The 25,343-nt window shown below is 42.1% G+C and carries 17 protein-coding genes, 1 tRNA gene and 2 pseudogenes; 9 read left to right on the top strand and 11 right to left on the bottom strand.

Annotated elements, in window-relative coordinates; genetic code table 11:
• Positions 1 to 177 precede the first annotated feature (177 nt).
• Positions 178 to 4,782 carry an AAA domain-containing protein gene (locus tag EI161_RS02920; RefSeq protein WP_225735198.1) on the top strand — a complete coding sequence of 1,535 codons (4,605 nt, stop codon included), beginning with the start codon at positions 178 to 180 and terminating at the stop codon, positions 4,780 to 4,782.
• Between the two features lie 75 nt (positions 4,783 to 4,857).
• Here the strand turns inward: EI161_RS02920 and EI161_RS02915 are convergent, their stop codons facing one another.
• Positions 4,858 to 7,017, bottom strand: a complete 2,160-nt coding sequence (locus EI161_RS02915; RefSeq protein WP_192528951.1) for an ATP-dependent helicase — start codon at positions 7,015 to 7,017, stop codon at positions 4,858 to 4,860.
• Positions 7,018 to 7,266: 249 nt separating this feature from the next.
• Here EI161_RS02915 and ychF point away from each other — a divergent pair, with 249 nt between their 5' ends.
• The 3 genes from ychF (at position 7,267) to EI161_RS02900 (ending at position 10,742) form a co-directional block, all read left to right on the top strand.
• A complete protein-coding gene (gene ychF / locus EI161_RS02910) occupies positions 7,267 to 8,358 on the top strand; it encodes a redox-regulated ATPase YchF (RefSeq protein ID WP_192522927.1) in 1,092 nt (363 codons plus the stop codon).
• A gap of 175 nt (positions 8,359 to 8,533) precedes the next feature.
• Complete coding sequence (locus EI161_RS02905) at positions 8,534 to 9,943, top strand: deoxyguanosinetriphosphate triphosphohydrolase (protein WP_192522926.1); 1,410 nt, start codon at positions 8,534 to 8,536, stop codon at positions 9,941 to 9,943.
• Between the two features lie 118 nt (positions 9,944 to 10,061).
• Positions 10,062 to 10,742: a TetR family transcriptional regulator gene (locus EI161_RS02900; protein ID WP_192522925.1), complete on the top strand. Its 681-nt coding sequence runs from the start codon at positions 10,062 to 10,064 to the stop codon at positions 10,740 to 10,742.
• 14 nt (positions 10,743 to 10,756) lie between these two features.
• Here EI161_RS02900 and gspK read toward each other — a convergent pair whose 3' ends face one another.
• The 6 genes from gspK to EI161_RS02870 form a co-directional block, all read right to left on the bottom strand.
• Positions 10,757 to 11,827, bottom strand: coding sequence for a type II secretion system minor pseudopilin GspK (gene gspK, locus EI161_RS02895; RefSeq protein WP_192528950.1), 1,071 nt, complete (start codon positions 11,825 to 11,827; stop codon positions 10,757 to 10,759).
• Positions 11,828 to 11,845: 18 nt separating this feature from the next.
• Positions 11,846 to 12,715 (bottom strand): type II secretion system minor pseudopilin GspJ, encoded by an 870-nt coding sequence (gene gspJ / locus EI161_RS02890; RefSeq protein WP_192528949.1) that lies wholly within the window; start codon positions 12,713 to 12,715, stop codon positions 11,846 to 11,848.
• Complete coding sequence (gene gspI, locus EI161_RS02885; RefSeq protein WP_192528948.1) at positions 12,712 to 13,266, bottom strand: type II secretion system minor pseudopilin GspI; 555 nt, start codon at positions 13,264 to 13,266, stop codon at positions 12,712 to 12,714. Before gspI ends, gspJ begins: the two co-directional genes overlap by 4 nt.
• Positions 13,267 to 13,269: 3 nt before the next feature.
• Positions 13,270 to 14,121 (bottom strand): prepilin-type N-terminal cleavage/methylation domain-containing protein, encoded by an 852-nt coding sequence (locus EI161_RS02880; protein WP_192528947.1) that lies wholly within the window; start codon positions 14,119 to 14,121, stop codon positions 13,270 to 13,272.
• Positions 14,122 to 14,301: 180 nt separating this feature from the next.
• Positions 14,302 to 14,982 (bottom strand): TetR/AcrR family transcriptional regulator, encoded by a 681-nt coding sequence (locus tag EI161_RS02875; RefSeq protein ID WP_192522922.1) that lies wholly within the window; start codon positions 14,980 to 14,982, stop codon positions 14,302 to 14,304.
• A gap of 230 nt (positions 14,983 to 15,212) precedes the next feature.
• On the bottom strand, positions 15,213 to 16,001 hold the full coding sequence (locus EI161_RS02870; RefSeq protein ID WP_192528946.1) for a TatD family hydrolase: 789 nt from the start codon (positions 15,999 to 16,001) through the stop codon (positions 15,213 to 15,215).
• A 478-nt stretch (positions 16,002 to 16,479) separates the two neighbouring features.
• Here EI161_RS02870 and EI161_RS02865 point away from each other — a divergent pair, with 478 nt between their 5' ends.
• Positions 16,480 to 17,145, top strand: coding sequence for an acyltransferase (locus EI161_RS02865; protein ID WP_192528945.1), 666 nt, complete (start codon positions 16,480 to 16,482; stop codon positions 17,143 to 17,145).
• A gap of 69 nt (positions 17,146 to 17,214) precedes the next feature.
• Here the strand turns inward: EI161_RS02865 and EI161_RS02860 are convergent.
• Both EI161_RS02860 and tsaA read right to left on the bottom strand, forming a co-directional pair.
• Positions 17,215 to 19,002: pseudogene (locus EI161_RS02860) on the bottom strand (GspE/PulE family protein).
• Positions 19,003 to 19,131: 129 nt separating this feature from the next.
• Positions 19,132 to 20,010 (bottom strand): tRNA (N6-threonylcarbamoyladenosine(37)-N6)-methyltransferase TrmO, encoded by an 879-nt coding sequence (tsaA, locus tag EI161_RS02855; RefSeq protein WP_192528944.1) that lies wholly within the window; start codon positions 20,008 to 20,010, stop codon positions 19,132 to 19,134.
• A 404-nt stretch (positions 20,011 to 20,414) separates the two neighbouring features.
• On the opposite strand from tsaA, the gene EI161_RS02850 reads away from it, so the two are divergent.
• Together EI161_RS02850 and EI161_RS02845 are read left to right on the top strand one after the other, a co-directional pair.
• Positions 20,415 to 21,188 carry a ferredoxin--NADP reductase gene (locus EI161_RS02850; RefSeq protein WP_192528943.1) on the top strand — a complete coding sequence of 258 codons (774 nt, stop codon included), beginning with the start codon at positions 20,415 to 20,417 and terminating at the stop codon, positions 21,186 to 21,188.
• Between the two features lie 172 nt (positions 21,189 to 21,360).
• A tRNA-Leu gene (locus EI161_RS02845) sits at positions 21,361 to 21,447 on the top strand.
• A 312-nt stretch (positions 21,448 to 21,759) separates the two neighbouring features.
• Here the strand turns inward: EI161_RS02845 and EI161_RS02840 are convergent.
• Positions 21,760 to 22,509: a tetratricopeptide repeat protein gene (locus EI161_RS02840; RefSeq protein WP_225735197.1), complete on the bottom strand. Its 750-nt coding sequence runs from the start codon at positions 22,507 to 22,509 to the stop codon at positions 21,760 to 21,762.
• Positions 22,510 to 22,575: 66 nt separating this feature from the next.
• On the opposite strand from EI161_RS02840, the pseudogene EI161_RS15070 reads away from it, so the two are divergent.
• Positions 22,576 to 22,734, top strand: a pseudogene (locus EI161_RS15070) (transposase); the annotation flags it as partial.
• A 9-nt stretch (positions 22,735 to 22,743) separates the two neighbouring features.
• Here the strand turns inward: EI161_RS15070 and EI161_RS02830 are convergent.
• Positions 22,744 to 23,943: a DUF6708 domain-containing protein gene (locus tag EI161_RS02830; RefSeq protein ID WP_192528942.1), complete on the bottom strand. Its 1,200-nt coding sequence runs from the start codon at positions 23,941 to 23,943 to the stop codon at positions 22,744 to 22,746.
• A gap of 638 nt (positions 23,944 to 24,581) precedes the next feature.
• Between EI161_RS02830 and EI161_RS02825 the strand changes: the two genes are divergently transcribed.
• Positions 24,582 to 25,193 (top strand): DUF2931 family protein, encoded by a 612-nt coding sequence (locus tag EI161_RS02825; protein ID WP_192528941.1) that lies wholly within the window; start codon positions 24,582 to 24,584, stop codon positions 25,191 to 25,193.
• Positions 25,194 to 25,343: the final 150 nt, after the last annotated feature.

Raw genomic sequence — 25,343 nt, 5'->3', positions numbered from 1 at the left:
GTAGTAATCTAAGTGCTTTATGATTTAAGCAGCTTATAAGTAATACCTTATAAATAACACCTAAGAAGTGTCAGTGATTTCAGGGCTAATTTTTTGATGATTTGGAAGAGTTAATAGATGAGTATTTACGTAAAAAGACTGGCCTCTCAGATTGAATTCATTAAGCAGTGCGCTTTGATGAAAAAGACTCCTACTCAAGACTTCGTTAAACACAACGATTTCAATTGTACTGAGGAGCAAGTGATAGGTTTGCCAGGTATTAGTCTCAATGTCACAGACGACACCTCCGAGGATGTTTGGCTTCGTTTAGAGCGCTTACGTGAAAACTCTGCCCCACAACCTAGCAGCGCGCTATTAGCAAGCTGGTTGGATATTCCAACAAAGTTCAGCGACCAACCTTTATTGAAAGCAAAAATCAGGGCACACCAATTAGCAGATAATGGCATTAGAGATTATGAGGAAGCATTTACCCCATTTGAGGTTAAAGATGACCATCAGGATGAGCAATTAGCTTTAGAAGATGACTCATTAACCACAGAAATTTACCTAAAAGATTTTTCTGATAGAGACATGCTGCAAAATGAATTTAAAAGTTATATCGACAATATCTGGAAACCTTGGCTGATAGAAGAAAAACTTGTACGCCAAAATATTGCTTTATATGCAAAGCTATTTAAGCTCAATCAAATGCTGCAAGGCAATTTGGCTGACGAATCACTGGAGCTGGTTTGGGGTGTTGGTATTGCTGTACGAAAAAATACTGATAATGAACAAAACAGCGAGCAAATAAAGTATCCATTATTAACCCAGACTATCGAGATAGCATTAGATCAAAAAACAATGGCTTTACTCATAAAGCCTAGCCTAACGCCTCCCACATTTGAAACCAAACCTTTTTCTATGGAGGAGAATCAAGGGTTGGCCAAACTATTAAAAGACTGTAAACAGTTTTATGAGTCAGAAGATGTTGTATTAAATCCTTTTTTGCCCAATAGCTATGAGCCTATCTTAAAATCAGCGGTGACCTTGCTTGACTCTTCTGGCGTATATTGGCCAGAGCACACAAGTACTGATGCGCGAAAAATACCTAAGGCTCAGAATAACCTTATCGTCACTGATACATGGGTGATTATGGCGCGCCCTAGAAGTAACAATATATTTTTGCAAGACTTGGCTAAGTTCGCGGTCACACTCGAAAACATTGATAGTATTGACTTACCAAGCGCTCTAACAGCCATCTTGACAGAACCTGCTACAGAAAATAGAGAAATAATACTACCTGCTTATCGTGGTCTATCCATGGTGGATGGCAGTGATAACTATGTAGGCACGCCAGCAGAGTTGTATTTCCCCAAAGCATTCAATAATGAGCAGGTGCAAATCATACAACAACTGGATGTCCACGATGGTGTGGTCGTTCAAGGCCCTCCTGGTACAGGCAAGACGCATACCATTGCCAATGTTATTTGTCATTACTTAGCACTGGGCAAGCGAGTTTTGGTCACCTCAATGAAAGACCCCGCTCTAAAAGTCTTGCAAGAGCAACTGCCTGAATCTATTCGACCACTAGCGGTTAGTCTATTGACTAGTGAAAATGAAGGGTTAAAGCAGTTCGAATATACCATTAAGAAAATATCGAGTGAAGTTTCTAGTATCAATCGCGAGGTCTACAAAAAAGAAATCGTCATGCTAGATAATCAAGTTGATACCGTTCATGCCCAGTTGGCCAGCACTGATAATAATATTACCGCTTGGGCACGGTTAAATCTTGATGATATCGTACTGGATAGCGAAACGATTAAACCAATAGACGCAGCAATTGAGGTTGCTCAAAACAGGCAACTGATCGAAAGCTTCCCCGATACATTAGGCATAGAAAATACTTTTACGCCTCGATTTACTCCTGCCGATATTACTGAGCTAAAACGAGCAAGAATAACGCTCGGCATTGACTTGGATTATCTTGATAAAAAAATCCCTGCTGTTGCCGACATACCGCCTATTAATACGATAAAGCAACTGCACCAAGATTTGATTTATACCAATGAATTAAAAAAAGCTGAGCAGCAAGGCGAGACTCCAAGTTTAGTAGACGACAGTGCTAACACTATAAGCATTGCTCACGAAGCTGCTGCTAACACCTCCCATCTGATTGATCTTCTGCAAAAAACGGAAGCGGTTGGACAGGAATGGACAACTAATATTCAGCAGCATTTAGATGACCAGACGAAGCAAGATATTATTCAACATCTAAACATCCTTAACGATGAGATTAAATCTCTATTTAATGAAAGAACGGCTTATTTAACCAAACCCATCACAATGGCTGATGACTTGGATAAAAACCCAGAACTTGTTAGTGCGGTCAAAAACCTATCTGAAGGCAAAAAACCATTTGGTCTCGCGGGGATTTTTGGTAAGTCGGTCGAAAAGAAAAATCTTGAAGCTATTATGATAGTCTCAACACCACCCGCAAGCGTAGAGGATTGGCAATATATATCGAGCTTTATAGCGTTTAGGAAAAAGTCACAAGCGCTGATCGTGCGTTGGAATGCATTATCGAACGAACTGTCTTTGCCTGTATTTGAAGTCGTGCCTGATAGCTTATCTAATTTAAATTCAGCCGTTTATTTATATGAAGACATTATTAATAGCAGAAACCTACAGCACAATATCAAACAAGCTCTAAACGCTATATTTTTAGACTGGGATATTCTATCTAACGTGCATTACAATAAAGATATTTTAGCTGAAATTAAAAACACTCTTGAGCAACAGTTAAAGAAACATAGTCTGGCAGAGAGCCTGACGCTAAAAGAGTCATTACTTAACGAGCTTGCAGACTGTAATGGTGCCATTAGTGAAAAACTTGTTATTTTTTTAAAGCAACAAGTCGGCAGTCTGATGTTGTCTGATGCTGCATTACAGACAACGTGGGAAAATCTGCTAAATGAGCTACAAAGAGTAAATAACCTTTCAACAGATTTAGAGATTATCGCTGCCATCACAGAGATTATTGAAAATAATGGTGCACCGCTCTGGGCGGAACAATTGCGTTGTCAGCCTTGTGTTGAATCTGAAGATAAATTGTTACCCGATACATTGTTATCTGATAATTTATTGCCTGATAATTGGCAGCAAATTTGGCGTCTTAATAGATTAAAGAGCTTTATAGACAGCACAGATGGGCGCAGAGAGTTGGTTGATCTAACCAAAACTCGTAGCCGCTTAGAGTCAGATTTAGCTAGACTCTATCAACGAGCTATCACCAAAAGAGCGTGGCTAAAAGTCGCAGAAAATGCAACGCCAAACGTTAGAGCTTCTTTAGAAAAATACCGCTCCGCCATTATGCGTATTGGTAAAGGCACAGGCAAAGGCGCCCACTATTATCGCCGAGAAGCGCGTGAAGCCTCTGCTGGCGCAAGTGCTGCCATCCCCTGTTGGATTATGCCGCATTATCGTATTTCTGAGTCCTTGCCAGCAGAGTTCGGGAGCTTTGACTTAGTTATCATCGATGAAGCGTCTCAATCTGATTTGACAGCGTTGCCAGCCATCATGAGAGCCAAAAAGGTTTTAATCGTTGGTGACGATAAGCAAGTGTCGCCAGAAGGCGTTGGTCTCGATATCGAAAAAATTCGTAATCTGATGGCACAGTATTTGAGCAATCAAGTGCCTGTATATCGTTCACAAATGTCACCTGATCGTTCAATATATGATTTATTTAAAGTCGTTTTTGCTGATAGCACCGTTATGTTAAAAGAACACTTTCGTAGTGTTGCGCCTATTATTGAGTTCTCAAAACGTGAATTTTATAATCATGAGTTAATACCCTTACGTAAAGCAAAACCTTCAGAGCGCTTAGATCCACCATTGATTGACGTCTATGTTACGGATGGCTATCGGCTTAATGGCTCTGATATCAATCCTTCAGAAGTCAGATTTATTGTCGATGAAATAAAAATTATCGCTTCTGACCCCGCTTATAAAGGTAAAACCATCGGTGTCGTCTCGTTACTAGGCAATAAGCAGGCGCATAGTATTATGGAGTTGCTCAATAAAGAATTGGATGAAACTGTCATGACTGCTTTTAATATTGCCTGCGGTGATGCTAGAACCTTTCAGGGTAAAGAGCGCGACATCATGTTTTTGTCATTGGTCGTTGCGCCAGGAGCTGCCCATGCGCAAACGAGAGACACCTTCGCCCAGCGCATGAATGTTGCCGCATCAAGAGCGCGCGATAGAATGTACTTGGTACGAAGTATTGAGCTGGACGAGCTTAGCCAAGCTGACCATTATCGAGCAGAACTCATCAAACACTTTCAAGCGCCGTTTATGCAAGATGAAGAGCAAGTCGCTGATTTGCGTGATAAGTGTGAATCTCCTTTTGAAAAAGAGGTTTTTGATATTCTCATTGAAAGAGGCTATCGAGTTATTCCGCAAGTTAAAGCAGGTGCCTACCGAATTGATATGGTTGTAGAAGGTGAAGAGGACAATAGCTTAGCTATCGAATGTGATGGTGATAAATATCATGGACCTGATAAATGGGAAAGCGATATGCAACGCCAGCGTATCCTTGAGCGTGCTGGCTGGAAATTCTGGCGTTGTTTTGCCTCTACTTTTGTCACCCATAAACAGGAAGTCATTCAAGATTTATTGGTAGAGCTGGAACGTTTACAGATTTATCCCGTCACTACCGACCAGTCTTACCGCAGCTCATACGTCGAATCTAGAGTGGTCAATACCGTTGAAGAACCAATGGTTAATATAGAAGCTGATGCTTAGATAAAGAGTTTTAAGTTAAAACCTTCATAGAGCTAGTTGTGGTAGTGATTATTTAGGATTATTAACCATAAATAATCACCACCACACTGGATCATCATTTTCATCTATAGTCTGGTTGCTGGTCTCGACCACTACCTTATCAGCGGGTAACTCTGCAATAAACCGTGAGACTTTGTCGAAATAACCTGAATAACTTGAGAAATACTCTGGCGCTGTTAAAAACAATCTACTCTTTGCGCGACTACAAGCCACATAAAACAGCTTACGTTCTTCTTCCAATTCTTCAAAATCACTCAGCGAGCGGTAATGCGGGGTCATACCATCGACCAATGAATTGACAAACACCACCGGCCATTCAAGCCCTTTGGCACTATGAATAGTAGAGATAGTAACTTTATCAGTTTCTTCTTCACCTTGTTTAGCCTTGCCTACGGTAGCAACCGAATCATTAGGCGGATCAAGAGCAAGATTTTCTAAAAAACTATCAAGGCTATCATGCTCTGCGGCTAAGTTTTTTAGGACACGAAAATCCTCGCTGCGCTCGCGCCAGTTCTCTTCAATCGTTTTTAAAATAGGAATATAAAACTCTAAAATTAACGCAATAACTTTTCCGACCGATTCTGCCTGACTGGCTTTGGTCAAAGTCGTATGTAGTGATTTAAGCTGTGGACTTTTTTTAGCGAATGACGGCATTAATAAAGGCTCAAAGGAATTATTGTCGACATTAATCGCTTGAGTCAATCGCGTAGCCGTCACTGCTCCTACGCCTTTAAACAAGGTTAAGATACGATGCCAGGCAATGGTATCATTGGGGTTATAAAGTATTTTGACAAAGGCTAAGACATCTTTGATATGCCGTCTTTCGATAAAGCGAATGCCGCCTACCACGATAAATGGAATATTGCGCTCCATAAACTCTAGCTGTACATAATTCGATTGAAAAGACGTTCGGCACAATACCGCAAAATCTTGGTAATCGTAGTCGTCTTTCAATTCTATAATTTTATCAGCGATATATCGCGCTTCTTTAGTTTCATCGCTTAAACGACGAAATACCGGCTTTAATCCGTCTACGGATACCGCAGAGTACAACTGCTTTTGATAGCCCAAGGTGATTTGAGCGGACAAGGCATTGATATAGTCTAAAACAGCAGGCGTACTGCGATAATTTTGCTCAAGCTTAATGAGCTTTGCTTCAGGATAGCTCTCGCCAAATAATAAGATATTCTCATAATTGGCACCGCGAAAGGCATAAATACTTTGGTTGTCATCACCGACGACCATTAGCGACACCGACGCAGGTGCACATATAAGGTCGATTAGCTCTTTTTGCGGGATATTGGTGTCTTGATATTCATCGACCATGATGTAACGATATTGCTTTTGTAATAGCTGCCGAAAAGTATCATTATGCTTTAAATGGCGTACTACTTGGCTGATAATGTCATCAAAATCGTATAAATGATTGGCGCGTTTATATTCATGAAAATCGACCGCCAATTGCTCAATAATGGGAATGTGCACAGCGATATCAGGGTAGCTACTTTCGATTAACTCGCGGATATGAATGCGCCGATTTCTAGACGTTGAAAAGATATTCTGCAAGGTTTTTTTACGCGGAAATGCTTGATTGGTTATCTTAGTCGGATACTTTTTTTCTTTATTAATCAAATCGATGGCATCTTCACTATCGCCCGTATCTAAGATAGTAAAGCGCGGATTGATGCCCAACAATCCTGAGTATTGGCGCAGTAGCATATTGCAAAAAGAATGAAAAGTACCGCTAGTGATATCGTTTAGCGCTTTGCTGTTACTTAGATTGTCGGTAGAAAAAGAACTTGCCAGCAAGGTTTTAGCCCGACCTTTAATCTCATTGGCGGCTTTACGGGTAAAGGTTAATAGCAAAATCTCTTTTGGCGACACGCCATTTTCTATCAGGTAGCTGGTTCTATAGGTCAGAGTTTTGGTTTTGCCAGAGCCTGCACCAGCGATGACCAATACCTTACCGTCGATTGTCGTCGCGGCCAAGAGTTGGTTGGGATTAAGCTCACTGGCGTAATCGACTTGCAAACCCAAATGACTGGCAAGACGCTGATCTAGCACCTTAGCATCAGCATTCATCAAATTGGCTTCAAGCTTTTTAATCGCCTGTTCAAGCTGCTTAAGTTTGGGCTTCATTTCGATGAAGTTTTGTGGATAATTATAATGATGTGTCGCAAAAATTGTGGTGGTCATTGTCAGATACTGCCTTTGATTTTGATATTTTTTGGTGCGCCATTTATTATAAAGTTAGATAAATAAGACGTAGCTTAGCATAATAATGAAAGTGCGAAACGTAAGCGATCATGAGGCATGAAAATCCAATCACATAGCATAACAACCTCACCCATATTGGGTTAAATTTGCTACAATACGCCCAATTTTGATTTACTATTTTGCTAAGTCTTATACCAACTGATTTTATCAATATATTGAGAGCATGTTATGGGTTTTAATTGCGGCATCGTCGGTCTACCAAACGTGGGTAAATCCACCCTGTTCAACGCCTTGACCAAAGCGGGTATCGCCGCTGAAAACTTTCCATTTTGTACCAAAGATCCCAATACAGGCATCGTTCCTGTACCAGATTTACGCCTAAAAGCGCTAGCTGAAATCGTTAAGCCTGAGCGCGTATTACCAACCACGATGGAGTTCGTTGATATCGCCGGTTTGGTCGCTGGCGCCTCAAAAGGCGAAGGCATGGGTAACCAGTTCTTAGCCAATATCCGTGAGACCGATGCGATTGCCCACGTGGTACGCTGTTTTGATGATGACAACGTGGTACACGTTGATGGTCGCGTCAGCCCAATTGATGACATAGAGACTATCAACACCGAATTGGCATTGGCAGATTTAGAAGCGGTTGAGCGTGCTATTCTTAACCTAACCAAAAAGGCCAAAGGCGGCGATAAGGACGCTAACGCCATGCTTGATATCTTCAAAAGAATCGAGCCGTTATTAGCAGAAGGTAAAGCGGCTCGCGGTGCTAACTTAGACAAAGACGAGCAAAAAATGATCAGAAGTTATGGTCTTATTACTCTAAAGCCAACCATGTATATCGCCAACGTCTCTGAGGATGGCTTTGAGAATAACCCATACCTAGATGCCGTACGTAGCTATGCCACTGGCGAAGACTCTATCGTCATCGCTTTATGCAACCAAATAGAAGCGGAAATTGCCCAGCTTGATGAAGATGACAAAAAAGACTTCTTGGCCGAAATGGACATGGAAGAAGCCGGTTTGGATCAGGTCATTCGTGGTGGTTATGATTTGCTAGACATGCAGACTTACTTTACCGCAGGCGTAAAAGAAGTTCGCGCTTGGACTGTCGCTATTGGTGCTACCGCCCCTCAAGCCGCCGGCGTGATTCACACCGATTTTGAGCGCGGATTTATTCGTGCTGAAGTCATCGCTTATGACGACTTTATCGAATACAACGGTGAAAAAGGCGCAGCTGCTGCTGGTAAATCACGCCTAGAAGGTAAAACCTATATCGTACAAGATGGCGATGTGATGCATTTCCGTTTTAACGTTTAAGGTTAAAACTTCAACTTTTAGCGTTAAATATTAAATAGCCTGTTTGCACAGTTTTAGTATAGAACAATCAAAAGTCAGCCTTTGTGCTGGCTTTTTTATGCACGTAATTTTAGTATGATAAGGACAGCCCCTAAAATCGTTTAAAATAATAATAATCAATAGTGAGCTATGATTTATGAGTACTCAATTTGATCAACCAAGCAGTCCTGCTAAGCATTGGGCGCGACTATTTAATGCACAACGTCTGGGCAGTAATAAAAAAGCCCCCGCTCAAGACAGCGCGCGCTCCTCCTTTCATAAGGATTATGACAGACTGGTATTTTCGCACTCCTTTCGGCAGCTCAATCAAAAGACCCAAGTTCATCCATTAACCAATCAATTGGGTATTCATACGCGCTTAACGCATTCGCTTGAGGTATCTTGTATTGGACGTTCTTTGGGTGTCATGGCAGCAGAGAAGCTCCATGATAAATTAGCTGCTGGTTTACCTAATGGAGTCACGCCAGCTGATGTCGGTGTGATTGTTCAAGCGGCTTGCCTCGCCCACGATATTGGCAACCCACCTTTTGGTCATGCTGGAGAGTATGCTATTCGCGACTGGTTTATGCACCCTGACCGACAGCCAGTGTTGCAAAATCTGAGCAGTAACGAGCAGCTGGATTTACTAGCGTATGAGGGCAATGCGCAAGGATTCCGCATATTGACCCGCAATGAGCATCACCCTGACGCAGGCGGCATGCGCTTGACTTGTGCAACGTTGGGCGCGTTTATGAAATATCCTTGGCTTGCTAGTCATCGCAACGACATTTATCAAGGCGAACGTCTTACCAACGTGCAAAAGTTTGGCTGTTTTTATAGTGAAGCCGCGCAGTTAGAAGAACTGGCAGCGTGTTTAAGTCTGCCGCGCTCAGAACAACACGATGGTTTTGCCCGTCATCCCCTCGCCTACTTATTAGAAGCCGCCGATGATATTTGCTATGCGCTGATAGATTTAGAGGATGGTATCAACCTCAATATGCTAACCTATACTGAGGTCGCGGCAATCTTTTATGAGCTGATTGGCGAGCGTCCGAGTAGTATCAGCTTGCCTAAAAACATGTCAGTTAGACAGCATTTGGCATCTCTACGGGCACGAGCCATGATGCGCTTGATCAATGCCGTGACCGATGCTTTTGTTACTAACAGTGATGCTATGCTCGCGGGAACATTAAACGGCAGCCTGTTTACCCATTGTGATGCGAGCGTTCAGAGCGGTATCTCCCAAGCTAAGCAGTTGGCACGTGAAAAAATATTTAATCACCCAAGTAAAGTACGCATGGAGCTGATGGCCAATCAATGTCTGCAGAGCTTGCTCGATGCTTTTATGCCGTTGGCTTGGACTAATGAGAAAAACACACCGTTGTCCTTTGAGCAACAGCGGCTACTAAGATTGCTACAGCCATATTTTGAGGAGCATCGTCGTGTGTTATCAGACAATACCTATCACAATATGCTCAATGTCTTAGACTTTATCACTGGTATGAACGACCATGAAGCGTATCGGTTAGCCCAAGAGCTCCAAGGACACTGGGGCACCATCGTCTAAAAACTAAGCTTAAAAACCGAACCTAAAAACCGAGCCATCAACGATAACCCTATATTTCATTCGTATTTTTGCAATGAAATGAGTATGATAAACATCTATCAGGTAATTTTGAAATATTATGAGTAGTCGCGAACAAAAGAAACTTCAAACTCGACATGCCTTTTTTAATGCAGTGCTGGATCTGTGTATGACCGGGCAATCTTTTAGCTCAATCAGCCTTAGACAGGTAACGCGTGAGGTTGGTGTAGTGCCAACGGCGTTTTATCGGCATTTTGATGATATGGAATCGCTTGGACGAGCATTGGTGGTTGAGGAGCTGGGCGGTACGCTGGCCATATTAAGTGATAGTCTACATATTGGTCGTAAGCGCAGCTTCGATCGTCAAATCGCTAAGAGTATCCAGCTGTTTTTATATATGGTCAGCGATCAGCCCTATTACTGGCAATTTTTAGTCAGTGAGCGCTATGGCGGCTCAGAGTCCGTGCGTAAAGCCATCAATGAGCTCACTAAGAAACATGCGCAAAGCTTAGCTGATGACCTAGCACTACAGCCTGCCTTTACTCATATCAATGACTATGACCGCCGCCTATTGGCTGAGGCTGGGGTTAATATGTTCTTTTCTTGGATTATAGATTGGTTGGAGCTGACTTATACCGAAGACCACGATGATGAAATTGATTTAAACGAGATTGAAGAAAATAAGCAGCTGATGCTACACAACTGTACGCGCCAAGCACAGATGCTGTTTTATGGGGCTTATAACTGGAAATCTAGTGAAGAGACCCGCTTAAAAGATTAAGGACTGTATATTCGTTAGAAGACAGGTCGAAATGCCCAAAGTCGCTGTGTTACGACTTTGATATCCTTGGGCGTTTTATTTTTGTCGTCATTGGTAGCATTATTCGCGCTATTATTATCATTTCGACCATTATTGTTGTTACTACTTTCTCTCTCATCATCGGTCGCCATTTTGCTAATGACGATAGTTGCAAAACGCTGTCTTGCCTGACCGACAGTTGCATTATCGCTAGCAGTGATAAGCGCCATAAAAGCTTGGCTATCAACGGCTAATAATGGCGTTATGGCCTTTCTTTGCTCTTCATTTAAGCCACTTAAAATCGGCAATTGCCACACATCATCAACGGACGTAAATGCTTGTTTTTCTCGTAGATCAATAACCGCCTGCATCTGCTTACTGGTCGCACCATCTATCAACGCCGCAAGCAACACCGGACTTGCCGTATTAATATTAATAGGCAAATAATAGGGTACGACGGTGATATAAGGTCGTAGCAATGCTAACACTTCAGCATTGACGCCCTTAACCTCTTCTAACTGATCGACACTGACAAAAGCTTGATTGGCCAAATTTTTATCAACAGAGCCACTGGACTGCTGATTATAAACCACACTTTCATCGCCACCGTCTTGATAAACTTCGCTGTCGGTATCTTGATAATCAAGAATGGCAATTGCAATGTCAGGCTCTACATTCAACTGTGTTAACAATTGCTGAAAAACGGCCAAAGCGGCAGTATCCACTGCGCCATGATGATATAAATTATTGATATTAAAACGACCGGCTTCATCGCGCACTTCGATGCCAATACTATGCCTGTCCAATGTATAAGGCGGTAATGGCTGCGCCCAAATATCTTGCATGCTATCGGTGTCATTTAGCTCATCGTCAGCGCGGATAATTGTCAGCGCTAATTGCTGTCCAGTATTGATATCTTGTAATAACTGATTTTGGTCAAACAATAAACTGCTGCGCCTAATCGCAATCTTTTGACTGGCAAGCATCGCCCCTGCGACCACCGTAATACTGACCACCAATAATAAAATAGTCAGCAGCGCAACCCCACGCTGAGAGTTAGCTATCATTGGCATAAATCGCCTCTGTCATTGACCAAATGGCACATTTTCAATAGTATTCCCTGAGTTATTATTTTCTACATTGCCATTGCTAGTGCCATTATTATTACTGTTGCTATTGCTACCACTAGGATTATTAGTTGCATTATTAACATTATCTTGACTGATATTCGGTAGCGGCTGCGGGGCGAGTGCCCATTGCCACACGATTGGCATATCTTGATAGGTAAAACTGACAGCGACACCTTTGGGTATCAGTACAACCTCAGGTGTTGCGTTGGTTTTATTGGCCATTTGCCCTGTTGTTCTATTTGTACCGTTGACATTATTCGTACTATCCGTGTCAGGGAATTTTTTACTCAGTTCTGGTAAATAAGCTTGCCAACGCCCCGCGGTCACACCTTCGAGCAATACACTATCTAAGCTGACGCTATCACGCCCGCTGTCGATACTAGTATATTGACGGCGAATCAAACGCTCATCTATAAAAACATATTCGATATGCTGCACACTAGCGCTACTTTGATAGCGTGGGTCAGGATCAGCAAAGCGGACAAAGCTGACATGCTCGCTATCTAAGCGCATAAAAGGCTCAGGCTCTACTTCATTTGCTGGTGTGCTATTATTGACATTGGCATTTGTAGTGTTATTTATACTGCTATTAGAACTACTTGTATTTTGAGTATTAGGTGCTTGATAAGGGATGATTTGCCCCATGTCTTGTTGCAGCTGCAAATAAGCATATTGCAATGCCGCCACATTATCAGCATGAAACTGCGCACGTTCACGGGCGCGGTTCACGCCATCAAACACCTGCCAGCCCGCCACTGCCAACATCGCAAATATTGCCATGGCAACCATCAGCTCAAGTAAGGTAAATCCATAACTTGATTTCATGGATTTCCTCCTATTTGACCAAGCTCGCTTTTACCTAAATCATTTTTATCTAAATCATTTTTATCTAAGTCACTTTTATCTAAGTCACCTTTTCCCAAACGACTTAAATCTAAACTACCCACACCTTGCTTTGGATTACTAAGCATTACATCGATATCAGTCACTGCGTTACGCGCTTGCCCATCTATAACAGGTGCTACAGCGATATTCACTTCCTTTAATGCTGGCGTTATGGCATCACTAACTGTCATTATAATTTGCCAATCGCGACCTTGGGCAGTAATTTTTTGGGTTTTATTCGCTTTCAGCCAGGTTTCTTGAATCCGTAAATCAGCCGCCGCGTTTTGGGCGACAAAATGGGCAAGCGTGCGGGTGCGTAATATCTCAACCGAGCTCAGATAGGCGCTACTGGCTCGGCTAGCAGCCACGGCAACCACGGCTAAAATCGCTAGCGCCACCATTACCTCAATCAAGGTAAATCCACCTTCACGCTGTGATAGGGGCCGCTTTTGCTTGGTATAAACAGGTGTGGTTTTATAACTATCAATCATCTGCTATTGCCCTTGTCCTATCGACATACTGCCATCGGGCATAATGGTAATAACTTCGCCCACCAAACGTGAGTTATGACGCACTTCAATCGTTACAGGTGTTGCTTGACCGGTGCCAAACCATAGCACTTGCGGGATGGCTTGATCGGAAAACCAAGGCTGCATAGCTCGGGCTTGCCCAGTATTTGATACATTACCCGCATCTAGACTTTGCACGCTTAAACTCACGCCAGTAGGCAGTTCGGGCAAACTCACTTCTGGCTCAACGTCCCAACTTGGCGTGGGTGGTTTATCTCCAACAGCACCAGACATATTGGTTAAATCTGCAGATAATTCCATGGCATTTTTAGGGGTACTATCCCTAGTAGCCGACGTAACAGGAACCGTTTGATAAGCGACATAGGGGTTGGACAGGGTAACGATAACAGGGGTAACTTGACCTTGTTTATCCGCTTGCAAACTTAACCCCATCGGTTGCATACGTTCGGCAGATAAAAGCCGCACATAGCTAAGGGAATCCGTTAAATGCTCATAAAAAGCACGGTTTTTGCGTGATTCACTACCGCCAACCGATAAGCTCATCATGCCAGCAAATATAGATAGAATAACCACCACCACCATTATTTCGACAAGGGTAAAGCCCGCTTGCCGGTTAGTACTTATTGATAACTTAGAAGAGGAAGCGTGAGGATTTTTTAATGAGGAATAATGATAATGTGAATGACAATGCGTATAAGATACTGGCGCGGTATCTGCTTGATCATATGATGGACTTTGGCTGCTTACATTTAAAACACTTAAGTCTAAATGGCAAATGGCGGCTGATCTGGACTGAGTCTTGGCAGTGACCGGCATATTGCACCTATAAGCCTATGATTAGGGTGTGGTATGAAGAGTGATGCTATAATTGGCTGACAAAATCAGTGAGTTTTTAAAGGCTGCTAGCGAATATCCTTTACCGTGCTGCAATATAATATATGGCAACACGCTATCCTACCAAAACTTATTTCAACGACTAACAGCCTAATAAAGACACTAATAATTGGTATTACGATGCTCTTCTGATTCGGTCTCAATTTGTTCTACCAATTCTTGCATATCCTCATCCATCACCTCATCATCAGCCGGATAGTGGCTAGGCAACTCGAGCATTTGCTGAACAAAAGCATAACGTAAGGTATCACGGCGACCCAGATAACGCTGATAAAAGCTTGAGTTTAATAGCCCCGCCCCGCCCTGACCCATTGCCCAAATAGAAGACAAATAATCGCGCGTACTCAAACTACTGCGCTCATCTTTTAAATAGGCACTAATAATGACAATCAAGCGCTTCATACGCTGACGGCGAATATCATACAACTCACCAAACAGGCGGTTAAGACCGGTCACTGATGCCGCCAAGCGTTCTTCGATTTGGTTAAGTAGCATGGCTTTTTGCGGATTAAACAGCTGCTGAAAAATCATACGCGCCACACCTGCCGATGGACAGTCATCAATACGATTGATCTCAAACAGCTGCTCTTCGTAACGAATAATAATACGCAGATAAAGCTCATCTTTACTGGAGAAATGCTTGTATAGCGTGCCTTTAGCCAAATCAAGCTGATCGGCTAAACTGTCTAAAGTGATATCACCATCGCCTGACTCAAGTAGCAGTTGTTCTGCCATCGCTAAGATATTCTCTTCTCGTGCCTTGAACTGATGCTGACGACTCATAATCTCTCCTAAAATCTGACAAGATGAAGCATATGACCATCGTTTATATCGATGCTTCGGCAAAAAGTCGGTGGCTGTACAAAGACTGATCGAGAACCACAATAGAAAATATGCTTGTATTTGCTAAATAGTCATGGATAATCATATCGTTACGCGTAGTATTTCGATTGCTTAGCGCATAAACTTTAAGGCTATCTAATAAATGACTGAGTGGTCATAGCATAACCATTTTAGTGATACTGTGCCAGTAAATTTTCAAAGTTTTTTGCTGTCAGCGAGCCTACCTCCTCCGCACTACAACCATACATCTCGGCAATACAACTTGCCACGTAGGGTACATACGCAGGCTCGTTCGATCTACCACGCTTGGGAACAGGCGCTAAATAAGGACTATCAGTCTCAATGAGTATGCGTTCTCTAGGCATGTTTTTTGCCGCATCTTTGATGTTTTGCGCACTCTTAAAGCTGACAATACCTGAAAAGGAAATATAAAACCCTAAGTCTAAGGCGCGTTTGGCGGTTTCCCAGTCTTCGGTAAAGCAATGAATAATGCCGTGCTCAGCACCTTCCGCTTTTAGAATATCAATTGTATCTTCTTTGGCGTCACGCATATGTATCACCAATGGTTTTTTTAGACGTTGGCTGGCATGAATATGACGTGCAAGGCTGGCTTGCTGCTCTTTTTTATTCTCCGTTGACCAGTAATAATCTAGCCCCGTCTCCCCAATCGCCCATACATGATCGGCATTGGCCGTTTCTACCAAACGCTCAACCGTTGCTGACTGCAATATATCGATATCTTCACAAGGATGGATACCGACGCTCATGCCAAGATTGAGCGCCTCATCACCATAAGTACTGACAATATTGGCAATCTCATCATATTCAGCAAAATCACACATAATGGCCATCGCTCGAGTGACATTGGCTGCTTTCATCGCGGCAATCGCCCCAGACAATTGACCATCATACTTGGTTAAATCTAATCGGTTAAGGTGGCAGTGGCTATCAGTAAACATAAATAATCTCGTTAGTAGAACTTTATCAGTTCAGTAAAAAAATTTGGCATTAAAGATGTAGGTCGCGTCATCATTTAGATTGTGAGGCTTAAAATGATTAAATGTGCTAATTGATGACATACTCTAAATGGGTAACTATATTTATTGCTCTAAAGTAATATAGTCAGTGAGAAGTAATATCGCTACATCACTTACTGCAGATACCGTTTTTTCTTGCTTGCTGTGCCTACGCAGACAGAGGCTGCAAAAAAACCATACCCGCAGTATCGTAGCGTTTTTAAAGCATTTTAACTATACCATTCACAAAAACTAGAGTAGCAAGGAAAACGAGTGCAAGTACTACGCACGGTAGACTAAACGAGTTTGACACAGCTAATCGTACTTTTGGGTTTGGTATAAGCTATTTTCAAGTGATATTTAACGATACACTATCAGGATTCTCATCAACTATTTATTTACTTTTCATAAGCCTTTTACCATGAATAACAAAAAAACCATAACCCTTCCCCCTATCATAAAAAACTGGATGCCAAAACTGCTATATAAGCAACGGTTTTTATTACAAGACAAAGGACACAATAACCACATCGAGATTGCCAAAGACGTACATATCATTGGCAATTCGGCGATTACTATTCGTAAAGGCCATGACAATCAAATTACTATCGCTGAGCACGGCAAATTCAACAAGTTAAAAATCGATATCAATGGCAATCACAATCAAATCACCATTGCAGAACAGGTCAAATTCTCAGGTCAGTTATTAATAGTCGGTAATCATTTACACATTCATATCGGCGCGCGTACCACTGCCATTGACTGCTATATTTTGGCCCGTGACAAAAGCGTCACTATTGGCAAGGCCTGCATGATATCACGCGGTATTGAAATACGCGCCACTGACGTTCACAAGGTTTACGACACAGACTCTAATGTGCGATTAAATAAAGCCCATACTGACGTTATTTTAGGCGACCATATTTGGATTGCCGCCAATGTGACCATTTCTAAAAACGTCTCTATTGCTAGTGGTTGTATCATCGCGGCAGGCGCATTTGTCAATAAACCCATTACAACACCAAACTGTATGGTTGCGGGCACGCCAGCCAAAATCATGCGCCAAAATGTACGCTGGGAGCGTTAAAGGCTCAAGCTATAAGCGATGCTTTGTTAAAACAAGTTTGGCGATTTGAAATCAATGCAACGGCGCGCTTTAATAAAGAGGCACCACTCGCATCACCTCTTCTATGGTCGTCAGCCCTTCACTAATACGCTTCGCCCCCGATAAACGTAGTGGTTGTACGCCTTCACGATACGCTTGCTGTTTCAGCACATCTAAATTGGTGTCAGCGGCAACCAGTTTTTTTAGCTCATTGGATAACGGCATGATTTCATATAGTCCAACGCGACCCTGATAACCAGTATGGCGACAGTGCTCACAACCTTGCGCTGTATAAATCTGTGCTGGCGCGGCAGCACGCCAAGGCTGAACCAATTCCTGCCACTGAATAGCAATTTCACTATCTGCCGTAACATCGACGGCTTTTTTGCAATGCGGGCATAATGTCCGTAACAACCGCTGTGCCATCACGCCCAATATCGTCGCTGACGTCAAAAACGGCTGAATGCCCAAATCATGTAGACGGGTGATTGAGCTTGGTGCATCATTAGTATGCAGCGTTGAGAGTACCAAATGTCCCGTTAAGGACGCTTGCACTGCCATATTCGCGGTTTCAGCATCACGAATCTCCCCCACCATAATGATATCAGGGTCTTGACGCATCAAAGAGCGAATACCATCAGCGAAGTGCAAATCAACGCCAGGATTGACCTGCATTTGGTTAAAGGCCGGCTCAATCATCTCAATCGGGTCTTCAATGGTACAGACGTTGACTTGCTCGGTGGCGAGCTGTTTGAGCGTACTATACAAAGTGGTGGTTTTACCCGAACCCGTCGGACCTGTCACCAGAATAATACCATTTGGATGCGCCGTCAGCTCATGCCATGTTTCTAACTGCTTACCCGATAAGCCCAGCTGAGCAAACGAGCGCACCAGTACTTCAGGGTCAAAAACCCGCATCACCAGTTTTTCGCCAAAGGCGGTCGGCATAGTAGAGAGACGTAACTCTGTTTCCAATCCTTTTGGGGTGCGCGTTTTTAAGCGTCCGTCCTGCGGCTTACGTTTTTCTGCCACATTGAGCCGTCCTAAAATTTTAATCCGCGCTGTAACTGCGACGATAATCGCCAGCGGCATCTCATAAACGGTATGCAGCACGCCATCGATACGAAAGCGCACCTTGCCAGTTTCACGGCGTGGTTCTAGATGAATGTCACTAGCACGCTGTTCAAAGGCATATTGCAACAGCCAATCAACGACTTTGACAATATGCTGATCATTGGCATCAGGATTAGTATTGTCGCCTAGCTGCAATAGTGCTTCCACATTGGTGACGTCAGCCGCCGCGCGTTTGTGTAGAGAGTTAGCGCCAGCAATTGCTTGCGTGACTTGATAAAACTCTTGCCGGTAGCGCTGAATCTGTTCAGGGTTGAGGTAGACCGTACGATAGCTTTTGGATTTGATAAGTTTTTCAATGTTGGCGTGCCAATCGGTATAAAACGGTTGATCGGTGCCAATAATCACTTCATCGAGTGTGACTTCAATCGGCAGAATATGCTGTGAGCGCGCGTATTCAAAAGACATCAGCTGCGTCACCGCAGGCACATCTATTTTTAACGGATCAATACGCACCAGTGTCATACCTGCTTTGGCAGCTAGCTATTGATTGAGCCATGTCAGCGTCAATTTATTGTCAGGGCTATTATGCAGTGCATGGCCATTTGGCAAACCAAACTCACTAATCGTCAGTAGCGGGTTCTGCGCTTTATCACGGCGACTAGTAATCACCAGATTGTAGCCACGTTGATCGATGACTTTATCTGCCAACAGTTCGTCTAGGCACCAACGCAAATCAATCACTATCGAGTACTGTTGAGCTGACATATCTTTCTTCTTTTATGGTTTAAATGGTTTCATCGGTTATAAAATCATGTGCTGTTTTTTATAGTCGGTTTAATTTAAAAGTAGTACAAGGCAACCGAGTGTATAGGTAATACTTTTATAGTAGATTGACTATATTTCTACTACCGCCGTTATTTGCAACTCATCTAATGCTAACATCTGAAAGCTCACATCAACAGACTTATAGCGCATAACAAATGCTGCGTTTAGCTCTGTACGACGATAAGCAGGGCGTGGATCTTGGGCGATTAATGCTTTAATAACATCTAAATCAGACAGGAGTAATTGTTTTTTTATTTCATCAATGACCGCTGTTACGCTGCGCTTATCTTTCTTACTGTTTTTTTGGTTTTTACCATGTTCGTATTTTATATTATGAGCATGTTGGTTATCTACGATTTGCAAAAACTGCTCATACGCAGATTCATTGATAGTGACGGTTAATAACCTTGGCGCAGATGGCGCAAAGCCACTTTGTGCCTCAGGTAACGCGTCACTATAAGCCACATAGGGTTTGATATCGATAATTGGCGTGCCATCTATCATATCAGCACCGCTAATGAGAAGTAACACCCGACCTTCGACAACGTCAACACGTTCAAGCTTGACCACAGACAGTCCTAACGCTGACGGTCGATACATACTACGACTGGCAAACACGCCTATCTTTTGATTACCGCCTAAGCGTGGTGGTCGAACTTGCGGGCGAAAATTATTATTGGCGGTAGTAGCCTGCTTGTCTTTATGTAAATAGTTATGATGAAATTGCCAACTAATCCAAATATGGCTAAACTCGCCAAGGCCAACAAAGGCCGCTGGCGTATCATAAGGCGCTAGCATCTCAATCACGCTAGTTAATGCAACCAGATTCGGCTGTCTTGGTGCGCCAAATTTTTGGGAAAGTGGTGCCCGATGATAGCCGATAACTGGTGCATAATGAATAACTGGGCCGTGATGATGACTATTTAAGGTCATATCGCCATCAGACATAAAATTTCTCCAAACCATTTTTGTTACAGCTATGCTGGCTTTATTAAACAACCTTATTAAACAACCTTGTCCAATGATACAAAATTACTCACTAACGATATTCCATTTTATCATGCCTCACCATCACTGCTAGGCGGATTTTTATTTTAAAGTTTGATATTATGATCAAGAAATTTATTGAGAATAGCTCGCATTCCTAAAACAACGACTTAAAAATGGGTGTTTATAAACAGCACGAGCACCTTATAAAACCGAATAATAATGTTAAAATAGCGCGATCATCGTCTATATAGACCTTTTAGTTTAATAAAAACTTGAAACATTTTATGCCTATCATTGAAAATGCTTATTCAACACTCATTTAAGTTAACCGATACAGATTACTAATTACTAACGAGGGCTTTATGTCAAAACTCCGCACCGAAACGGTTACAGAGGTTCATCATTGGAATGACTCACTGTTTAGCATCAAAACCACTCGCGACGATGGCTTACGCTTTCGCAATGGCGAGTTTGCGATGATTGGTATCGTTGTCGATGGTAGGCCGCTATTACGCGCTTACTCGATTGCCAGTCCGAACTATGAAGAACATCTGGAGTTTTTCTCCATCAAAGTGCAAGACGGTCCACTCACCTCACGGCTGCAACATATCAAAGTGGGTGATGAGCTATTGGTGAGTAAAAAGCCAACGGGTACTTTGGTACTAGATGATCTACTCCCTGGCAAAAACCTTTATATGCTGTCTACGGGTACTGGACTTGCACCATTTTTAGCCTTGGCGCGTGACCCTGAAGTCTATGAGCGGTTTGACAAAATTGTTTTGGTACACGGTGTGCGTCACGTAAAAGACCTAGCGTATCGTGAAATGTTTGAAGACGAGTTGCCAAACGATGAAATCTTTGGTGAAGACTTCCGTGAAAAGTTTATCTACTATCCGACAGTTACTCGTGAAGATTTTAGAAACACGGGACGTATTACCGACCTGATGAGATCTGGTAAGTTCTTTGAAGACATCGGTCTGCCACCGATGAATAAAGAGGATGATCGTGTGCTTATTTGCGGTAGTATGCCATTCAATGCGGATATTTCTGCCATTTTGGATGATTTTGGCCTGACCGTCTCGCCGCGTATGGGTGTACAGGCAGATTATGCCGTTGAACGTGCCTTTGTAGGTTAAACATCAACGTTGGTTAAAAATCAAATTTTATTTAAAATATAATAAATTATGGTTAACCTTTAGAAAAAGCTTGACGCTCAAAAATAGGCTGCTATAATACGCAGCCTATACAGAGATAACCCTGTAGCCCAATTCGATAATGTTTAGTAGTATAAACCTTATCACCTAACACGCCGGTGTGATGGAATTGGTAGACATGACGGATTCAAAATCCGTTGCCTTTAAAAGCGTGTCGGTTCAAGTCCGACCACCGGTACCAATACATTAAAAGGCTTCCAAGCAATTGGAAGCCTTTTTCTTATTCTATAACTTCTCTTATTTAACCAACCTTTCTATTTAGACTTCCCTAAAACAATCTGCTATTAACCAGCCAGTTTTACTATTATACCATTCACAAAAATTAGAGTAGCAGGCAAAATGAATGCAAGTGCTACGCACTGTAGACTAAACGAGTCTTGTTTTATAGTCTCGGTTATACACCAACTCATTCTTCAGTATACTCCAGAAGCTCTCTATGACTAAGCTTTTCAACTTCATAGATTTTTACCAAAAATTATTTATAAATTCAGCTCTAATCAGTCTGTTCTTTCATTTCTTCAAACAAGAGAGCTAAATTGCGTTTTGCAGCAGCCCAGCCTTTCTCAGCTGCCTTTTCATACCAGTATTTTGCTTTTTCGTTGTCTTGTTCAACGAATGTTCCACTGTCATAGTAGTATCCTAAGTTATATTGAGCTTCAGTATATTCTAGATCCGCTGCTTGAACTACGTACTCATAAGCTTGTTCATACTTTCCTTGATCAATATAAACTAAAGATAGCCCATTATAAGCACGAGCAGGTTCATCAGCTATACCCAATTGATACCAATAAAGCGCTTTGTCATAATTTTGCTCTACTCCAAACCCACCTTCGCGGTAAAGCTCGCCTAAATTGACTTTTGCTTCTAAACTGCCCTTGTCATTAGCTAAAAGAAAATATTCTTCGGCTTTCTTATAGTCTTTATCTACACCACATCCTGTAAAATGTACAACGCCCAAAAGATTAATAGCCTGTGCGTTTTCTTGATCTGCTGCTTTTTCAAACCAATATCTAGCTTTTTCGCAGTCCTCCATAGGAGTTTCATCAGCAAAAAAGTAGATATACCCCATTAGGTGTTCTTTCTCATTTTGAGTCAAGTCGTCCATCGCGATTATTTTACATTGCTTGCTATCTTCACTTCCTGACAACTCGCACTCTTCATTCAAAGATAGAAACTGATTATCGTTTGATTGGCTGGAACAGCTAAATAATAAAAGCGACGAAAATAATATTAAAAACTTCAAAAAACTCTCCTGAGCTATGCTGAAGAAACCGTGCAAGTAAACTAAGCGTAATAACAGGAGTTTACCATGACCAAGAAAATGAGAACCTACAGTGACGAATTTAAAGCCGAAGCCGTTAAAAAGATAGCAGACAACAGCGGTAATATTTCAACCACCGCAAAATAGCTTGGCATAGCCATGCAAATCTTATCTAACTGGTATAAAAAAGCCATGCTCAATAGATTGCTAATGTATTTACAACCACCCCAAACTAAACAAGCGCCAAAGCTTATCGACCATGCTCGGATAATCACCATGTGGTCTCGCCGCGCCCATCATATCTATAATAAAGGCACCCACAAATATCATGGCAATAGTAGCAATAATAATACCTAGGCTGTAAATCACCGTCTTCCAAATAGGCTGGTTACGCTGTTCAAGGTTGCCCTCTGGTAGATGTTTGTTCAAATCATAAGGATCATTGGGGTCAATCTGACATTCCGCTTCGATAGCTTTGCTAAAACGATGACGGTAGCTGCTCAGCATGGAGATCACACGGCCAACATAACGCAGCGCTAATAAAGGCAGAATAACTAGTGTCACTGGATAAAATCTAAAGGTTCGTTCAGGGTATTCCATATTTTCATGAGAGTAGTGTACTACGTTCAATATCAAACGCTTAAATGACATCAGCGGGGTTTCACGTTTCTTATGAATGGGATAGATGTAGCGTATGGCTTCTTTGACTTCTTTTAGTTGCTGATCGTCGCCTTCCATATAACGACGGATAAACTCAAAATAGCTGATTAAGTGGGTATCAAAGACATTACATTGAAAAGCCAGCGCAAACATACCTGTGACGGTTTCGCCATCCTGATCAAAGGTCACGGCTCTGATGTCTCTATCCTCATTGATATAGGCAATAAAAAAGGTTAAGTCGTCCCAGTTATATACTTCTACTTTACGGTTATATTGACGGACATAGACTTTACGAGTTTTACGATTAAAGCGGATAGGAGAATGCCATGTGGTAAATAACTCGGTTGAGAGCACATTTATTAATAAACCAAAGAATATTGGTATTATGACAACGAAAAAAACCACTATAGATAAGATAAAAATATCAAAATTATTGATTAAATCGGCTAGAAGAAACCCATAAAGACTAGTCATAGAAAGTCCAACAAACCCTATAAGCAATCCCCATCCTACCGCATCGCCACGTCTTCTTTCATTGCGACCAGTGGTCTCAAGATAAGTTGAATTAAACTGTACCACCGTTTGTTGAGGGTGCAATGGCACATCATAGGTTTTATCTTTTTCCAACGGCACTCTTTTATGGATGCCTCTAACGTCTGCAAGCTTTTGCCCAACTGCCTGATAACCAGGGGTCAAAAATGGTGGCTTCTTGGTCAGTCGAAACCGTCCTTCCATGTCTACAATATATCCGCTCATTATTAGTTATCCTTTAGGTCTATATCTTCACCTGCTACAGCACGGTCGAACTGGCCAAACTCATATTTGATTGACCTTGTTTTAGCAGCGCCGATACCTATAAATATATTGCATCCTACACACAATTTTCGGACAGTTGTTCTGTTACACTATATTTTTTATTCTGTTGATGATAAATACCAAAAAAATAAACCGCCCCACTCTTAGAGCTAGGACGGTCAGACCAATCGTTTACATAAAATTACCGCTCATACCAATACCCTAGTGATAAACACCTTCTATCCTGTTGCGTTTTGTCGGGCAGTTGGACAAAGCCGTAATGGAGCAACTATAAAGATACACCTATCCTGTGATGCCGATGGATATCCGCTCGATTTTAAAATCACTGGGGTGAGGTTCACGACAGTCAAGTTGCAGATGAATTGAGGACACGCCCTAGTATGTAGGGCTGAAAAATGAAATCTGATTACATCCTAAAATAACAACGCTTCTTAGCCTCATTTTACCAAAGACAAATAGAGTAAACCCCTATGTCAAAACTTAGCTCACTCAACATAAAGATACTGCTTGGCTTGTGTTTATTCATTGTAAGTTTGTTTATTGCTATAAATACCTATGAAAAACATGAGGAAAAGGTTATGAGAGAGAATAAAGTCGTCGAATGGAGTGCTCGTACAGCAGGAGCCAACTATACCCTATATAAATCGGACAACTTTGGTACGGAAATTAGTTTACAAGCATCGGATAAAATACCCAGTTACAGTACCAGCTTTTATTTAGCAGACGATACTTGGCTGCGCTCGCTTGTTGGCGGCTCTGGTTCTTGGGGCTACGGTAGTACTCCACTGGGCGGTAATAGGTTTGAACAGCCACTACCTGATAAAGTACGTGTTACTTATTTAGACAATGTAGCCAACCAGTACTATCAAGGCGAGCATAATCTGCCTACCGATAAGATATATGCGCTGATGACTAATACTGACAAGAATATGGAAAGTGAACGCCTTAATGATGTGGGATTTGATAGCAACTATTACGCCATTGAACTGGCTTTTGCTCCTAACGGTTGGGTTATAGTGTTTGTCACAGGATGGCCAGGACGTAAAGAGATTGCCTCATTTCAAGCAACCCCTATCGAGCCTGATCCAAAAACACTAGAAGGTGAGCCGGTATCTAGTGACGATGAATATCTTTATATTGACTACAAATATTATCTTAGATTAACACATGAAGTGCAATACCAAATGTGAGGTGAAAAAAAGACCTAGATGCGCTAGCATCAAAGTTTTTATCCACCGACCAAAGTGAGATTGCAACCATGAACTATACACATCTAAGCCTAGGGGAACGATACCAGATTTATGCCCTTAAAGGGGCAAAACATAGTATTAAATTTATAG

The organism is Psychrobacter sp. FME5 (genome assembly GCF_014861375.1).
Lineage (GTDB): Bacteria > Pseudomonadota > Gammaproteobacteria > Pseudomonadales > Moraxellaceae > Psychrobacter.
Note: the sequence above shows the minus strand (reverse complement) of the source record. Positions and strands in the feature narration are given on the sequence as shown.

What these genes read in the sequence shown, in the direction of transcription:
- EI161_RS02870 (WP_192528946.1), bottom strand. Translation starts at nt 16,001, where the DNA reads ATGTTTACTGATAGCCACTGCCACCTTAACCGATTAGATTTAACCAAG.
- EI161_RS02880 (WP_192528947.1), bottom strand. Translation starts at nt 14,121, where the DNA reads ATGCCGGTCACTGCCAAGACTCAGTCCAGATCAGCCGCCATTTGCCAT.
- EI161_RS02850 (WP_192528943.1), top strand. Translation starts at nt 20,415, where the DNA reads ATGTCAAAACTCCGCACCGAAACGGTTACAGAGGTTCATCATTGGAAT.
- EI161_RS02830 (WP_192528942.1), bottom strand. Translation starts at nt 23,943, where the DNA reads ATGAGCGGATATATTGTAGACATGGAAGGACGGTTTCGACTGACCAAG.
- EI161_RS02900 (WP_192522925.1), top strand. Translation starts at nt 10,062, where the DNA reads ATGAGTAGTCGCGAACAAAAGAAACTTCAAACTCGACATGCCTTTTTT.
- EI161_RS02920 (WP_225735198.1), top strand. Translation starts at nt 178, where the DNA reads ATGAAAAAGACTCCTACTCAAGACTTCGTTAAACACAACGATTTCAAT.
- tsaA (WP_192528944.1), bottom strand. Translation starts at nt 20,010, where the DNA reads ATGTCTGATGGCGATATGACCTTAAATAGTCATCATCACGGCCCAGTT.
- gspK (WP_192528950.1), bottom strand. Translation starts at nt 11,827, where the DNA reads ATGATAGCTAACTCTCAGCGTGGGGTTGCGCTGCTGACTATTTTATTA.
- gspJ (WP_192528949.1), bottom strand. Translation starts at nt 12,715, where the DNA reads ATGAAATCAAGTTATGGATTTACCTTACTTGAGCTGATGGTTGCCATG.
- EI161_RS02905 (WP_192522926.1), top strand. Translation starts at nt 8,534, where the DNA reads ATGAGTACTCAATTTGATCAACCAAGCAGTCCTGCTAAGCATTGGGCG.
- EI161_RS02825 (WP_192528941.1), top strand. Translation starts at nt 24,582, where the DNA reads ATGAGAGAGAATAAAGTCGTCGAATGGAGTGCTCGTACAGCAGGAGCC.
- EI161_RS02875 (WP_192522922.1), bottom strand. Translation starts at nt 14,982, where the DNA reads ATGAGTCGTCAGCATCAGTTCAAGGCACGAGAAGAGAATATCTTAGCG.
- EI161_RS02865 (WP_192528945.1), top strand. Translation starts at nt 16,480, where the DNA reads ATGAATAACAAAAAAACCATAACCCTTCCCCCTATCATAAAAAACTGG.
- ychF (WP_192522927.1), top strand. Translation starts at nt 7,267, where the DNA reads ATGGGTTTTAATTGCGGCATCGTCGGTCTACCAAACGTGGGTAAATCC.
- EI161_RS02915 (WP_192528951.1), bottom strand. Translation starts at nt 7,017, where the DNA reads ATGACCACCACAATTTTTGCGACACATCATTATAATTATCCACAAAAC.
- gspI (WP_192528948.1), bottom strand. Translation starts at nt 13,266, where the DNA reads ATGATTGATAGTTATAAAACCACACCTGTTTATACCAAGCAAAAGCGG.